Genomic DNA, 14,430 nt, shown 5'->3' with positions numbered 1-14,430 from the left:
TGCGAGGGTCGACGATGGTTTCACAGCGTTGAGTACGCGTTTCTGCGGGCGATCACGGCGCCGATGCCGAGCGCCAAGAACAGCCCCCACGCGGGCAGTTGGTCCGGCTGTAGGACACGCTCCAGGTCCACGGGGCCGTGGTCGGTGGCCCACGCGAGTACCACGACGACGCCCCAGGCGCCCACCAGCCCGGTGGCGGCGCGGGTCACGCCGACCACGCTGCCCAGCGCCAGGGCGGTGGAGGTGAAGGCCAGGGAGGGCAGCAGCCACTGCGCGGCCGACATCGTTCCGGTCAGCCATCCCTCCACCACGAGCGCGGGCAGGACCACCACGAGAACCACCGCGGTGCGCCGGAGAAGCAGGGGCAGGCCGGCTCGGGCGGTTGAGGCCGTCAGTTCGTGCGCCGGGTCCAGGCCGCGCGACCACGATGCGGCGACACCGCACAGCGGCAGCACGGGTGCGATCGCCAACACGGGAGAGACGCCGCCGAGGGACATGGGCCGCGCCACTGCGTCCAGCAGCAGCGCCATCAGGGTGACGAGGACGGTCATGACCAACCACGGGGCCATGACCGGCGTCAGCCAGGCAGCGACCCACCTCGGGCGGTGTCGCCGCGAGGGCGCCCTGACGGCCGCGTCCAACTGCGGTTCCAGACCGGCCCGGACGGTGTCGACGAGCGCGGCGATGCCGGGCGCCTCGGTGGCCACACAGGCCGCCAGGTGGCTCCGGCACAACGCGCAGGTCTCCAGATGGGCCTCCAACGCCCATACCGTGTCCGCAGCCATCGTCGCGTCACCACGTGCGTAGTCGTCGATCAACTGCCTCGACGCGTGTTCCCCGCTCATGTCAGCGCCTCCCGCATCGCGATCCGGGCCCGGCGGGCGCGGGTCTTGACCGTGCCTTCGGGCAGTCTGAGCAGGACGGCGGTCTCCCGGATGGAGAGCCCGTCGAGCACCGTGGCCCGTAGCACTTCTCGGAGTTCCGGCGCCAGCCGCCGCAGGGCGTCGCCGACGTCGCCGCCGACGGTCCCGGCGAGTGCCTCTTCCTCCGCCGCGGGCACCACCGCCCGCTCGGCGGCGGCGACCGGCGGTTCGGCGTGGTGGGCACGGCGCCGGAACGCGTCGACGAGGCGACGCGCCGCGATCGTCCACAGCCACCCGACGGCCGTCCCGCCGACCGCGCTCCCGGCGAACGCGCCGGCCGCGCGCCACACCGCCAGATAGGTCTCCTGCATGACCTCGGCGACGATCTGCTCGTCCGCGCAGCGGCGGCGCAACCGCACCACCAGCCACGGCGAGGTGCGCCGGTACAACTCGTCGAACGCCCCGCGGTCACCTCTGGCCACCAGCCGGACAAGGCGTTCCTCGTCCAGTTCGTCCAGTGCTCTCCTGCGTGATCTCACACCAGCCAGACGCCCGGTGCCGCGCGCAGGTTCTGGATCTACTGTGAACTGAGTCACAGATCGAGACCAAACTGGCTGCCGAGGAGCTGGTCGCCACCTGCGCCGTTTCTTCGGTCACGCTGCGCATATCACGGTGCTTTCCGGAACCACTGCCTGTGCGGGCCCGCCACCTGCTGCACCGGGCAGTCGACGTTGCCGACGTAGCAGCGGCGGGGGTCCTGGCCGTGGCGGACCCCACCGTGACCGACAGGTTCAATATCTCCGGGCCGCACCCATTTCACCGCCAGGACTGCCTTGCCCTTTCCTGCGATGCGGGCGCGGTGCTCGCCGAACGGGTTCCGGACGTCGTCCAGGCATTCCGCGACCAGGGGTGGCCAGTGCCCGATCGCCTGGACCGGGTGTACGACTCGACTGCCGCCACAAACGCGTTCGGTTACCGACCTGTTCGCGGAGTCCGGCAACTACTGCGCGATGCCGCGGGCGGGCCGGGCCATGAGTGATCGGACGGCTCAGCTCGCCCTCGATGACTTCCGTGGAACCAACGTCGTGAGAGACCACTCTTGTCCCATAGCTGCTGGGCACGGTGAAATGATCTTGGCGTGACTAGTGTGATCACGGCGTTGGAGCCTTCCTGGATAGCCCCGTTCACCGGGCTGAGCCCGCGCTGTTTCCGTAAGCTCGTGACCGCGTTACGCCGTGAGGGAGCAGACGCGGTCCGGCGAGGCCGGCCGTGGAGTCTGCCACTGGAGGACCGGGTCCTACTGGTCGCCACCTACTGGCATACCAACCTGACGCTGCGCCAGCTCGCCCCGCCGTTCGGCGTCTCGAAATCCGCGGCCGACCGCGTCATCAACCACCTCGGACCTCTGCTGGCGCTCCGGCCCCGCAAGCGGTTCCGCAAGGACTCCGTGCTCATTGCGGATGGCACCTTGGTGCCCACCCGTGACCACGCTGTGGCCGAGAAGTCGAAGAACTATGGGTACTCGACCAATGACCAGGTCGTCATCGACGCCGACACCCGCCTCGTTGTCGTGGTGGGCCGGCCTCTGCCCGGCGACCGCAACGACTGCAAGGCGTGGGAGCTGTCCGGCGCCAAGGACATCGTCGGGAACGCCACGGTGATCTGACATCCCGTGGTGCTCGGGCCCGGCGACGCGGCGCGCCGTCTCAGGGCCGGCAGTCCTACGGCCAGGCGCCCTAGGGTCAAGCACCGTACGGACGGCAGCCGTATGGCCAGCAGCCTTACGGGCAGACCCCGTACCCGCTGGTGCCGCCGGCACCCCACGGCCGCCCCCAGCCGCCACGGGCCCCCAAGCGATCCGCCAAGACGGTCCTGAGAGGTATTGACCGTCGTCATCGGGCTGATCGTCTTCGGTGTCTTCTGGATCAGCCGCATGAGCGACGCAAGCAGTGCCGAGGCCGGCGACTGCGTGAAGAAGTCCACCAGTGCGTTCGACGTCTGACCTCGGCGAAGTAGCCCCGCCGCGCAAGTGGTGGAGGAAACATGGGGCGGTGTTTCACGTGAAACACCGCCCCATGTTTCACGTGAAACATAGAGGGTCGTCGCCCGCCTGTTTCACGTGAAACATCAGCCCTGCGTGGCCCACCACTCCTTCAGAGCGGCGACTGCCGCCTCCCGCCCCATGGGCCCGTGCTCCAGCCGGAGCTCCAGCATCTGCTTGTACGCCTTGCCGACCTCTGGCCCCGGGCGGATGCCCAGGATCTGCATGATGTCGTTGCCGTCCAGGTCTGGGCGGATCGCCTCCAGCTCCTCCTGTTCCTGCAACCGCGCGATGCGCTCCTCAAGCCCGTCGTAGGCGCGCGACAGAGCACTGGCCTTGCGCTTGTTGCGAGTGGTGCAGTCCGAGCGCGTCAGCTTGTGCAGCCGCGACAGCTGCGGGCCGGCGTCCCGCACATACCGACGGACCGCGGAGTCCGTCCACTCACCCGTCCCGTAACCGTGGAAGCGCAGATGCAGCTCCACCAGATGCGAGACGTCCTTGACCATGTCGTTGGAGTACTTCAGAGCGGTCATCCGCTTCTTGGTCATCTTCGCGCCCACCACCTCGTGGTGGTGGAAGGAGACTCGCCCGTCGTTCTCGAAGCGCCGCGTCCTGGGCTTGCCGATGTCGTGCAGAAGGGCCGCCAGCCGCAGCACGAGATCGGGCCCGTTCTCCTCAAGGTCGATCGCCTGCTCCAGGACTGTCAGCGAGTGCTCGTAGACGTCCTTGTGACGGTGATGCTCGTCACTTTCCAGCCGCAGCGCGGGCAGCTCGGGCAGGACCTGGTCGGCCAGGCCCGAATCGACGAGCAGCCGCAGCCCCTCGCGCGGGTGCGCCGACAAGATCAGCTTGTTCAGCTCGTCCCGTACGCGCTCCGCGGAGACGATCTCGATGCGGTCCGACATCGCCTTCATCGCAGCGATGACCTCGGGGGCCACCTCGAAGTCCAGCTGGGCGGCGAAGCGGGCGGCGCGCATCATCCGCAGCGGATCGTCGGAGAACGACTCCTCCGGCGTCCCCGGCGTGCGCAGCACGCGCGCGGCCAGGTCCTCCAGGCCGTCGTGCGGGTCGACGAACTCCTTCTGCGGCAGCAGCACCGCCATGGCGTTCACCGTGAAGTCCCGGCGCACCAGGTCTTCCTCGATGGAGTCGCCGTACGACACCTCGGGCTTGCGCGAGGTGCGGTCGTACGCCTCGGAGCGATAGGTCGTGACCTCGATGTCGAACGATTCCTTCTTACAGCCGACCGTCCCGAAGGCGATGCCGACATCCCAGACCGCGTCTGCCCACGGCCGGACGATCTTCAGAACGTCCTCGGGGCGGGCATCGGTGGTGAAGTCCAGGTCATTGCCGAGCCGGCCCAGCAGCGCGTCCCGGACCGAGCCGCCGACCAGGGCAAGCGTGAACCCGGCCTCCTGGAATCGGCGGGCCAGGTCATCCGCAACGGGGGACACCCTCAGCAGCTCGCTCACGGCGCGGCGCTGGACATGGTTCAGCGCGTTCGTCGACTGCGGGGTCCGCTCGGCGATCGGGGCGGGGAGGTCATTGTTGGCGTTCGGCACAACAAAACAGGGTACGTGGCCGCGCAATGCAAAGCGTCACGTAATAAAGGGGACAGGCTGGGCGCGCGGCCCTCTGTGCCGCGATCATGTGGAGCAGTCCCTGGCACTCCATCGCAGCGGGTCTCGTTACCATTCGTGGACGCACATTCCGAACGACCACTGACGACGACGAGGGACGGGCGAGCGCGTGGCCGAGGCGGCAGGGTTCCAGGGGACTGAACGGCCGCGTGGTCGATGGCTGCGAAGGACCGTGACACTGCTCACTGGAGTACTCCTTCTCATGGGGCTGCTCCAGGTTCCGCATGCCTCTTCCGCCCAGGCGGCCCCGACGGGCTCGCGCACGGTCGACGTCACCATCGACTCGATGTCCCCGTCCACTCCTGCCAAGGGCGGCACGGTCACCGTCTCCGGCTCGCTCACCAACGACGGCCGCAGCACCATCACGGATGCGCATGTCGGAATGCACCGTGGATCCGCGCTCGGCGGGCGTAGCTCCATCGAGAATGCGTCCCGTCGTACCAGTTATCTGCCGGGCACGGACGGCAAGGAGATCAAGGGGCACACCGAGAAGATCGGCACACTGGAGCCCGGCGTCAGCCGCCCCTTCAGCCTGAGCATGCCGGTCAACGATCTCGACCTCGGCAATAACGGTGTGTACCAGATCGGCGTCTCTCTGTCAGGACGCTCCCAGGCCGCGCCCTACGGACAGGTCCTCGGCTTCGACCGGACGTTCCTGCCCTGGCAGACGGCCGCCGACGGGAAGAAGACCCAGCTCACGTACATGTGGCCGCTGATCTCCCCCACCCATCTCACCGCGGAGACCGACGCCGACGCCCAGCAGACGCCGGTCTTCCGCAACGACGACCTCGCCGCCGAACTCGCGCCCGGAGGCCGGCTGAAGCAGATGGTCGCGCTCGGCAAGAACCTGCCCGTGACCTTCGTCATCGACCCCGACCTGCTCGCCACCGTCGACGCGATGACCAAGTCGTACCGGGTGGACGGGCCGGACGGGCCCATGGGCAAGAACCAGGCGGTCGCCAAGCAGTGGCTGCACGACCTCGAAGAGGCGGTCAAGTCGCACGAGGTCGTCGCGCTGCCCTTCGCCGACCCCGATCTGGCCGCGCTCGCCCACCACGGCAAGGGTGTGCCCAGCGCACTCAGCCACCTCGGCCCGGCCACCGACCTCGCCGACAAGACCGTGGACACGATCCTCGGCGTCAAGCCGCGCACGGACTTCGCCTGGCCCGTCGACGGCGCCATCGACTCTTCCATCGTGGATGTCGCCACCTCGGCCGGGGCACACAACGTGATCACCCGCAGCGACAGCCTGCGGGACGCCGACAGGCTCTCCTACACACCCACGGCGGCCCGCCCCATCGGCGGTGGCAACACCGCCGTCGTCGCCGACGCCCAGCTCTCGCGGGCCTTCGAAGGCGATATGTCGAAGGCCGGCGACTCCACCCACGCGGTCCAGGAGTTTCTCGCCCAGACCCAGATGATCAGCCTTGAGGACCCGGGCCGGCAGCGCAGCATCGTCGTCGCGCCGCAGCGCATGCCGTCGGTCAGCCAGGCTCACGCCATGGCCACCGCTCTGCGGGATCTGGACGAGTCCGGGAACTGGACCCAGTCGCTGAACCTCAGCGACGCGGCCAAGGCCAAGCCCGACCCCGCAGCCACCCGTCAGGTCCCGAGCGGCGCCGCCTACCCGCCATCCCTGCGCAGGCAGGAACTCCCCGTCAACGCCTTCCGGCAGATCGAGGGCACCCAGGCCGCCCTGGACGACTTCCAGGTGATCCTGGCCCAGCCGGAGCGCGTGGTGACCCCGTTCGGCAACGCCATAATGCGCGAGATGTCGACGCAGTGGCGGGGCAATGCCACCGGCGCCAAGACGTTCCGGCACTCCGTTCGCAGCTACCTCGACGGTCTGACCAAGAAGGTTCACCTGATCCAGAAGTCGGGGGCGACGCTCTCCGGGCGCAGCGCCACGATTCCGGTGACGGTGCAGAACAACCTGGTTCAGGGCGTCAGGGGCATGACGCTGAAGCTGACCTCGTCCCAGCCCAACCGCCTGGACGCGGGGAAGTCGCAGCGGATCACGGTGGACGGCGGGCACAGTCAGTCGTTCAAGTTCGACACCACGGCGAACGCCAATGGCCGGGCGTGGGTGACCGCCCAGCTCTACACGGCGGACGGAAAGCCCTACGGTGACCCCATGATGTTCCAGGTGAACGTCACGGAGATCACCGCAACGGTGATGCTCGTCATCGCGGGCGGCGTGCTGCTGCTCGTCCTCGCCGGGGTTCGGATCTACCTCCAGCGCAAGCGGGCGGCCACCAAGCAGACCGAGGACGGACCCGACGGCGACGGTCCCGATGACGACACAGGCACGGACGGCGACAACGGCGGCACGGACGGCGACGAGCCGGAGCAGCCGGGTGACCCCACGCCGGACACCGGATCGGAAAGCTCCGACCCGTCCGGCTCAGGTGAGAAAGTGGACCGTTGATAGATGGCGGGGCCGGATGGCCGGCGACGGATGAGGTGGGGCAGCGATGAATGCGCCGTATGACGGTGACCGGGGCCGGGGCGCCAACGGCGACCCCACGGGGCCGGTCCCTCCTACGCCTCCGCCGCCCGCGGACCAGGACCCGTACGTCGAGGACCCCTATGTCCAGGACGCCTACCGCAACGATCCGCACCGTGCGCAGGACCCGACGGCTCAGGATCCGGTGACCGAAGCGCTCTACGACCGCGCCGCGCACCCCCCGCCGCCCCCGGGACAGCCCGAGTACCCGCTCTACCAGCAGCCTGCCACGGGCCGCCACACACCCGACCCGCAGCTGTGGGCCTCGCCCCCGGCGCCCGAGCCACAGGGCCCGACCCGCAATCTCCCGTACGGCGATGCCGCCGCAACGACACAGTTCGTGGGCGTCGACGACCTGATCACCCAGGCCGCCGACGAGCGTCCGGAGCCCGATGCCTTCGCGCACCTCTTCCGGGACCAGCAGTCCTACGAGCCTCAGCACACCTCTCCTGCGCCGACGGGCCCCTTGATGGCCGGTGTGGCGCCCGGGTCGGAGGCCGTGCCGCAGCAGCCCGCGCCGGAGCCGGAGCCGGCCCCCGTCGCCGCGGCCGGCAAGCCCTCCGGTGGCCGCGCCTCCGGCCTGCTGAAGTCCAGCGCCGTCATGGCCGCCGGCACGATGGTGTCGCGTCTCACGGGCTTCATCCGCTCGGCACTGATCGTCGCGGCCCTCGGTGGTGCGGTGCTCGGTGACTCTTGGCAGGTCGCCTACCAGCTTCCGACGATGATCTTCATCCTGACCATCGGCGGCGGTCTGAACTCCGTCTTCGTGCCACAGCTGGTGCGCGCGATGAAGGAGGACGAGGACGGTGGCGAGGCCTACGCCAACCGGCTGCTGACGCTGGTCATCGTGGTTCTCGGCGTGCTGACGGTCCTCGCGGTCGTGGCGGCGCCACTCCTGGTGAAAATGGTCTCCTTCGACATCTCCCGGGACCCGGCGGCCAACGAAGTCGCCGTCGCGTTCACCCGCTACTGCGTACCCACGATCTTCTTCATGGGTCTGCATGTCGTGATGGGCCAGATCCTCAACGCCCGTGGCCGCTTCGGCGCGATGATGTGGACGCCGGTCCTCAACAACATCGTCATGATCGCCACCTTCGGCCTGTTCATCTGGGTCTATGGCACGGCGAAGACCTCGCACATCGGCGTCACCACCATTCCCGACGAGGGCATCCGGCTGCTGGGGATCGGCACCCTCCTCGGGCTCGTCGTCCAGGCGCTGGCGATGATCCCCTACCTGCGCGACGCCGACTTCACGCTCCGGCTGCGCTTCGACTGGCGCGGTCACGGCCTGGGCAAGGCCGCCAAACTCGCCAAGTGGACGGTGCTGTTCGTCCTCGCCAACCAGGCAGGTGTCCTCGTCGTCACCCAGCTCTCCACATGGGCCGGAAACACCGCTGACCAGCAGGGACACCCGGGCACCGGCTTCATCTCATACGCCAGCGCACAGCTGATCTGGAACATGCCGCAGGCGATCATCACCGTCTCCGTGATGGCGGCGCTGCTGCCGCGGCTGGCCCGGTCCGCGCACGACGGTGACACGGGAGCCGTCCGCGACGACATGTCGCAGGGCCTGCGCACCTCCGCCGTCGCCATCGTCCCGATCTCGTTCGGCTTTCTCGCCCTCGGCATCCCGCTGTGCACGCTGGTCTACGGCTCGTCCGGCGCCGGCGTCCCGATGGGCTACATGCTGATGGCCTTCGGCGTGGGTCTGATCCCGTTCTCGGTCCAGTACGTCGTCCTGCGCGCCTTCTACGCGTACGAGGACACCCGCACCCCCTTCTACAACACGGTGATCGTCGCCGCCGTCAACGCGGCGGCCTCCGGCCTGTGCTTCCTGGTGCTGCCCGCCCGCTGGGCCGTGGTGGGCATGGCGGCCTCGTACGGCCTGGCGTACATCATCGGCGTCGGTGTGGCCTGGCGCCGTCTGAGCAAACGCATGGACGGCGACCTCGACACCGCTCATGTCGTCCGGACCTACGCACGGCTCGCGGGCGCCAGCATCCCGGCCACGATCATCTCGGGGGCCGTGGTGTACGGCATCATGCAGACGCTCGGCAGCGGGTTCCTCGGATCGCTGGCCGCTCTGGTCGCCGGTGCTGCCGCACTTCTGGGCGTGTTCTACGTGGCAGCACGCAAAATGCGCATCGAGGAACTCAACGCCCTGGTCGGCATGGTCCGGTCGAAGCTTGGGCGTTGATTGCGCACAACCATCGACTGCCACCGTGTGTCGTGCATAGTGGCGGACTGTGGGCACAATTGTCTTGGCTCATGGAGCCTGCAACGGATGGGGAGGCAGGAACGACGGTGGCGGAACGGAGCACGGCTGCCGTCGACGTGGCTGATACGAGCGGTGAGGAACCGCTGACCGCCAAGGCGGGTAAGGCCACGGACGACGGTGCTAAGGCCGAAAAGGTATCCGGCGGGGAAAAGGACGCCGCAGGCACCGACGAGGAGTGTGCCGCGGCGATCGAAGCCCAGCCACCGGAACTGCACAGCGGCCACAAGCTTGCAAGACGCTACCGCCTCGAGGAGTGCGTCACCCGTCTGGACGGATTCAGCAGCTGGCGTGCGGTCGACGAAAAGCTGCGCCGCGCCGTCGGCGTGCATATCCTGCCCGCCGACCACCCGCGGGCCCGGCCGGTGCTGTCCGCCGCCCGTTCGTCGGCGCTGCTGGGTGACCCACGGTTCGTCCAGGTCCTGGACGCCGTCGAGGAGAACGACCTCGTCTACGTGGTCCATGAGTGGCTGCCGGACGCCACCGAACTCACCACGGTGCTCGCCAATGGCCCGCTGGAGCCGCACGACGCCTACCAGCTCGTCAGCCAGGTCTCCCAGGCCATGGCTGCCGCGCACCGCGAGGGCCTGTCCCATCTGCGGATCACCCCGGGCTCGGTGCTGCGCACGGAGTCCGGGCAGTACCGCATCCGTGGGCTGGCCGTCATGGCGGCGCTGCGTGGCATCACATGCGAGCACCCGCAGCGTACGGACACGGAGGCCATCGGCGCGCTGCTCTACGCCGCGCTGACCCAGCGCTGGCCGTACGAGAACGACGCCCACGGCCTCACCGGCCTGCCCAAGGGCGTCGGGCTGATCGCACCCGACCAGGTGCGTGCCGGCGTGCACCGCGGGCTGTCCGAGCTCGCCATGCGCGCTTTGATCAACGATGGCGCCACGGCTTCCCGCCAGGAGCAGCCGTGCACCACTCCGGAGGAACTGTCCAAGGCCGTCGCGGCCATGCCGCGTATCCGGCCCCCGGAGACCGCCTTCAGCACGCCTCCGCCGTATCAGCGCACGGGATTCCAGCAGGGCAGCTACCGGCAGTCGTCGGGACAGACGGCGCCGTCGACCCGGGCGGCGCAGCCGGTCTCCACGCCACCGCCCCCGCTGCAGAGCCGCACCGGCCGGGCACTGAAGTGGTCCGTCTCCGCGTTGCTCATTGCCGCGCTGGGACTGGGCAGCTGGCAGCTGGCGGACACCCTGCTGAAGCGCGAGAGCGACCAGGACGATCCGGGTAACTCTCAGCCGAGCAGCGGCACTGCCAAGAAGCAGCCCAAGGGCAAGCCGATCAAGATCATGGGTGCCGGGGAGTACTACCCCGACGGCCAGCCGCAGCATGCGAATCAGGCACAGGACACATACGACGGGAATCCCAGCACCTACTGGGGCAGCAAGGGCTACCACGAGGGCCCTGATCTGAATCCGGCCTTCAAAAAGGGCGTCGGCCTGGTCTACGACCTCGGCTCGAAGCAGCAGATAAGGGGCGCGTCGATCGGGCTTCATTTTGCCGGCGATCACACGACCGTGACGCTCTATGCCGCCGATTCGCTCTCCCCTTCGCAGCCACTGAGCTCGATGCGCCGGCTCGGAACGGACAAGACCTCCAGCTCGACTGCAAAGGTCGACCTGAAGCAACCGGCAAAGACGCGCTATGTCGTCGTGTGGATCACTGCGATGCCGTATGCGCCAGGTGACGGCTACAGCACCGCCGGTTACCGGCAGGGTGTGACAGAGGTGTCCTTCACCAGCTGAGCAGGTGGCGAGCACGGCGCGACAGTCCAGAACGGTGTGGGGCTCCGGTCCGGGATTCCGAATCGGAGCCCCACACCCGTAGGCTCAGCTGCTGTGCGGACCGCCCACGCATGAACGGCGCATATCGGCCACCTGCCTGCTCAGCAGCGGCTTTGACAGCATTTACTTTCGTGACCTGGCGGGCTTCAATTGGACCGAGATCAGGCAGCTACGGCCGGGGGGCCCGTGTCCACCGACAGCGACAAGGCTTCGACACCAACCGACGCCGATCTCCTCGCCCTGCATGTAAAAGGTGACCCGGATGCGTTCGGGGAGATAGTCCGACGCCATCGCGACCGGCTCTGGGCGGTGGCACTGCGCACCCTCGGTGATCGCGAAGAAGCCGCAGACGCCGTGCAGGACGCCCTGGTCTCCGCTTATCGCGCCGCCCATACCTTCCGTGGGCAGTCCGCCGTGACGACCTGGCTGCACCGCATCACGGTCAATGCCTGTCTGGACCGGGCTCGTAAGGCCGCCTCGCGACGCACCTCGCCCGTTGCCGAGACCGAGCGGCTGGAACAGCTGCTCGAGCCCGAGGAATCCGCCGCGGCGCCCGCCGAGCGCCAGGATCTGCACCGGCAGGTGCTCAGTGCTCTGCGCACCCTTCCCGACGAGCAGCGTGCCGTGCTCGTCCTCGTTGATATGCAGGGCTACCCCGTCGCGGAAGCCGCGGCGATCCTCGACATCCCCACCGGCACGGTGAAAAGCCGCTGTGCACGGGGCCGAGCTCGCCTCCTCCCCTTGGTCACCCATCTGCGCGCCGACAACGGGGATAGCAATCCCGCGGGTGGGGGAAGGAACCGGGCGCAGGGGACATCCGTCCCACCGACGGCAGGGCCGAAGGACACAGGTGCCGTGAAGGGCGGAGGTGGGCGAGCGTGACGTCGACGACCGGCACGGGTGAGCACCCCACAGGTGAGCACCCGGAAGTCTCCGAGATCTCTGACCTCACGGAGGGGCTGCTTTCTCTCTCCCGCAGCGCGGATGTGCGCGAGCATCTCGCCGGCTGTCCCCTGTGCGATGACGTCTATGCCTCCCTGGAAGAAATCCGGGCGCTGCTCGGCACGCTCCCCGGCCCGATCCAGATGCCTGCCGACGTGGCCGGCCGCATCGATGCCGCCCTCGCCGCCGAAGCACTCCTGGACGCCACCACTCCTGGCGCCAGGGCTCATGTTTCACGTGAAACAGCCACCGTCCCCGTCGTTGTTTCACGTGAAACCGACGACGAGCCGCCCAGCCGTGCCGTGCCGCCTACCCGGCCGGCCGGACGGCCCCGGGGCTCGTCCGGGCCGGGTCGCCAGTCGCCCGGTGGGCGCTCGCCCCGTGCGCGGCGCTGGCCTCGGATTCTGCTCGGCAGCGCTGCGGCCGCGGCGCTTCTCAGCTTCGGCGGCCTGCTCATTCAGAACGCCACTGTCGACAGCACCCAGGCAAGCAGCCATGATCGGGCCGCTGCCACTCCCGAAAAGACCACGGGTGGTGCTGCCGATCTGACCGTCGCCAGCCTTGGATCGCATGTCCATGATCTGCTGGCGGCGAAGGGCTCGCACAAGTCCCCGGACATCGGCACGCGGACCTCCCCGGAGTCGACGCTGCGCGGCGGTGCCGACACAATCCCCTCCTGTGTCCGCCTGGGCACCGGCCGGACGGAAGCTCCCCTCGCGTCCAGCCATACCCGGTACCAGGGCAAAGACGCCTACCTCGTGGTGCTCCCGGACCCTGCCGATGCGCAGCGTGTCTTCGCTTATGTCGTCAGTTCCTCTTGTGTCTCGGCCACACCGCCAGTTCCCGGAAAGGTCCTGCTGTCTCACTCGTACCAGCAAGACTGAGCGACGAGAAGTGCGCTGTGACACTCCGGGAATGCTCGCCCCGTAGGATCCGTTGGGTGGGGTGAGAGTTCCGAGAGCCCCAGCAAGCAGTCGGCAGAGACAAGGAAGACACCCGTGAGCGACGTCCGCAACGTGATCATCATTGGCTCCGGGCCCGCGGGCTACACCGCAGCGCTCTACACCGCCCGCGCGTCCCTGAAGCCGCTGGTCTTCGAAGGTGCCGTCACCGCCGGAGGCGCGCTGATGAACACCACCGACGTGGAGAACTTCCCCGGTTTCCGCGACGGCATCATGGGGCCGGACCTGATGGACAACATGCGTGCCCAGGCGGAGCGCTTCGGCGCCGAGCTGGTGCCGGATGACATTGTCTCGGTCGACCTCTCCGATGAGATCAAGACCGTCACGGACACCGCCGGCAATGTGCACCGGGCGAAGGCCGTGATCGTCAGCACCGGATCCCAGCACCGCAAGCTCGGCCTGCCCCGTGAGGACGAGCTGTCCGGCCGTGGCGTCTCCTGGTGCGCCACCTGTGACGGGTTCTTCTTCAAGGACCAGGACATCGCCGTCATCGGCGGAGGCGACACCGCGATGGAAGAGGCCACCTTCCTCTCCCGCTTCGCCAAGTCGGTCACCGTCGTCCACCGCCGCGACACCCTGCGGGCCAGCAAGGCGATGCAGGATCGTGCCTTCGCGGACCCGAAGATCAAGTTTGTGTGGGACAGCGACGTCGCCGAGATCCACGGTGAGAGCAAGCTCTCGGGTCTGACACTGCGCAACCGCAAGACCGGCGAGACCTCCGAACTCCCTGTCACCGGCCTCTTCATCGCGATCGGCCACGACCCGCGGACCGAGCTCTTCAAGGGGCAGCTGAACCTCGACGACGAGGGCTACCTCAAGGTCGATGCGCCCAGCACGCGGACCAACCTGTCGGGTGTCTTCGCCGCCGGTGATGTTGTCGACCACACCTACCGCCAGGCGATCACCGCGGCCGGCACCGGCTGCTCCGCCGCCCTCGACGCCGAGCGGTTCCTCGCTGCGCTGTCGGACAGCGAAGCCTCCGAGCCGGACAAGACCGCCTCCGTCTGATCCGCGCACCCAGCTTTCCCACCACCCACCCAGTAAGGAGATTGCCATGGCCGGCGCCACGGTGACCGTCACGGACGACAACTTCGAAGAGATCGTCCTCAAGAGCGACAAGCCCGTCCTCGTGGACTTCTGGGCCACCTGGTGCGGCCCGTGCCGCCAGGTCGCCCCGTCCCTGGAGGCGATTGCCGCTGAGCACGACGAAATCGTCATCGCCAAGCTGAACACCGACGAGAACCCGGCTATCACCGCAAAGTACGGCGTCATGTCGATCCCGACGATGAACGTCTACCAGGGCGGCGAGGTCGTGAAGACCATCGTCGGTGCCAAGCCGAAGGCCGCGATCGAGCGCGACCTGTCGGACTACCTCGCCTGAGTCGCGCCACTCCGTTTCACGGGAAAC

General features: G+C 68.4%; 11 protein-coding genes and 1 pseudogene. 9 read left to right on the top strand and 3 right to left on the bottom strand.

The features are described 5' to 3' along the window. Window positions 1–20: 20 nt before the first annotated feature. A complete protein-coding gene (locus ACWGJY_RS02230) occupies window positions 21–845 on the bottom strand; it encodes a zf-HC2 domain-containing protein (protein ID WP_453258899.1) in 825 nt (274 codons plus the stop codon). Then, on the bottom strand, window positions 842–1,402 hold the full coding sequence (locus ACWGJY_RS02225; RefSeq protein WP_453258898.1) for an RNA polymerase sigma factor: 561 nt from the start codon (window positions 1,400–1,402) through the stop codon (window positions 842–844). Before ACWGJY_RS02225 ends, ACWGJY_RS02230 begins: the two co-directional genes overlap by 4 nt. 239 nt (window positions 1,403–1,641) lie before the next feature. On the opposite strand from ACWGJY_RS02225, the gene ACWGJY_RS02220 reads away from it, so the two are divergent. Continuing rightward, window positions 1,642–1,902, top strand: a complete 261-nt coding sequence (locus tag ACWGJY_RS02220) for a hypothetical protein (protein WP_453258897.1) — start codon at window positions 1,642–1,644, stop codon at window positions 1,900–1,902. A gap of 99 nt (window positions 1,903–2,001) precedes the next feature. After that, window positions 2,002–2,526: pseudogene (locus ACWGJY_RS02215) on the top strand (helix-turn-helix domain-containing protein); the annotation flags it as partial. A gap of 464 nt (window positions 2,527–2,990) precedes the next feature. On the opposite strand, the gene ACWGJY_RS02210 reads toward ACWGJY_RS02215, so the two are convergent. Next, window positions 2,991–4,466, bottom strand: coding sequence for a CCA tRNA nucleotidyltransferase (locus ACWGJY_RS02210; RefSeq protein ID WP_453258896.1), 1,476 nt, complete (start codon window positions 4,464–4,466; stop codon window positions 2,991–2,993). A gap of 250 nt (window positions 4,467–4,716) precedes the next feature. On the opposite strand from ACWGJY_RS02210, the gene ACWGJY_RS02205 reads away from it, so the two are divergent. From ACWGJY_RS02205 to trxA, 7 genes are all read left to right on the top strand, one after another. Further along, entirely contained in the window at window positions 4,717–6,972 is a 2,256-nt protein-coding gene (locus ACWGJY_RS02205) for a DUF6049 family protein (RefSeq protein WP_453258895.1), read from the top strand. Between the two features lie 46 nt (window positions 6,973–7,018). After that, window positions 7,019–9,247, top strand: a complete 2,229-nt coding sequence (gene murJ / locus ACWGJY_RS02200; RefSeq protein ID WP_453258894.1) for a murein biosynthesis integral membrane protein MurJ — start codon at window positions 7,019–7,021, stop codon at window positions 9,245–9,247. A 107-nt stretch (window positions 9,248–9,354) separates the two neighbouring features. Then, the gene (locus ACWGJY_RS02195; RefSeq protein ID WP_453258893.1) at window positions 9,355–11,079 is read left to right on the top strand and encodes a serine/threonine protein kinase; all 1,725 of its coding nucleotides are present in this window, start codon (window positions 9,355–9,357) and stop codon (window positions 11,077–11,079) included. A gap of 225 nt (window positions 11,080–11,304) precedes the next feature. After that, on the top strand, window positions 11,305–12,000 hold the full coding sequence (sigM, locus tag ACWGJY_RS02190; RefSeq protein WP_453258892.1) for an RNA polymerase sigma factor SigM: 696 nt from the start codon (window positions 11,305–11,307) through the stop codon (window positions 11,998–12,000). 104 nt (window positions 12,001–12,104) lie between these two features. After that, window positions 12,105–12,944, top strand: coding sequence for a hypothetical protein (locus tag ACWGJY_RS02185; protein ID WP_453258891.1), 840 nt, complete (start codon window positions 12,105–12,107; stop codon window positions 12,942–12,944). Window positions 12,945–13,058: 114 nt separating this feature from the next. Next, window positions 13,059–14,030, top strand: a complete 972-nt coding sequence (gene trxB, locus ACWGJY_RS02180) for a thioredoxin-disulfide reductase (protein WP_453258890.1) — start codon at window positions 13,059–13,061, stop codon at window positions 14,028–14,030. 46 nt (window positions 14,031–14,076) lie between these two features. Beyond that, entirely contained in the window at window positions 14,077–14,403 is a 327-nt protein-coding gene (trxA, locus tag ACWGJY_RS02175) for a thioredoxin (protein ID WP_453258889.1), read from the top strand. Window positions 14,404–14,430 lie beyond the last annotated feature (27 nt).

Source organism: Streptomyces sp. NPDC054765 (assembly GCF_053612065.1).
This window is presented reverse-complemented; position numbering and strand designations above follow the sequence as displayed.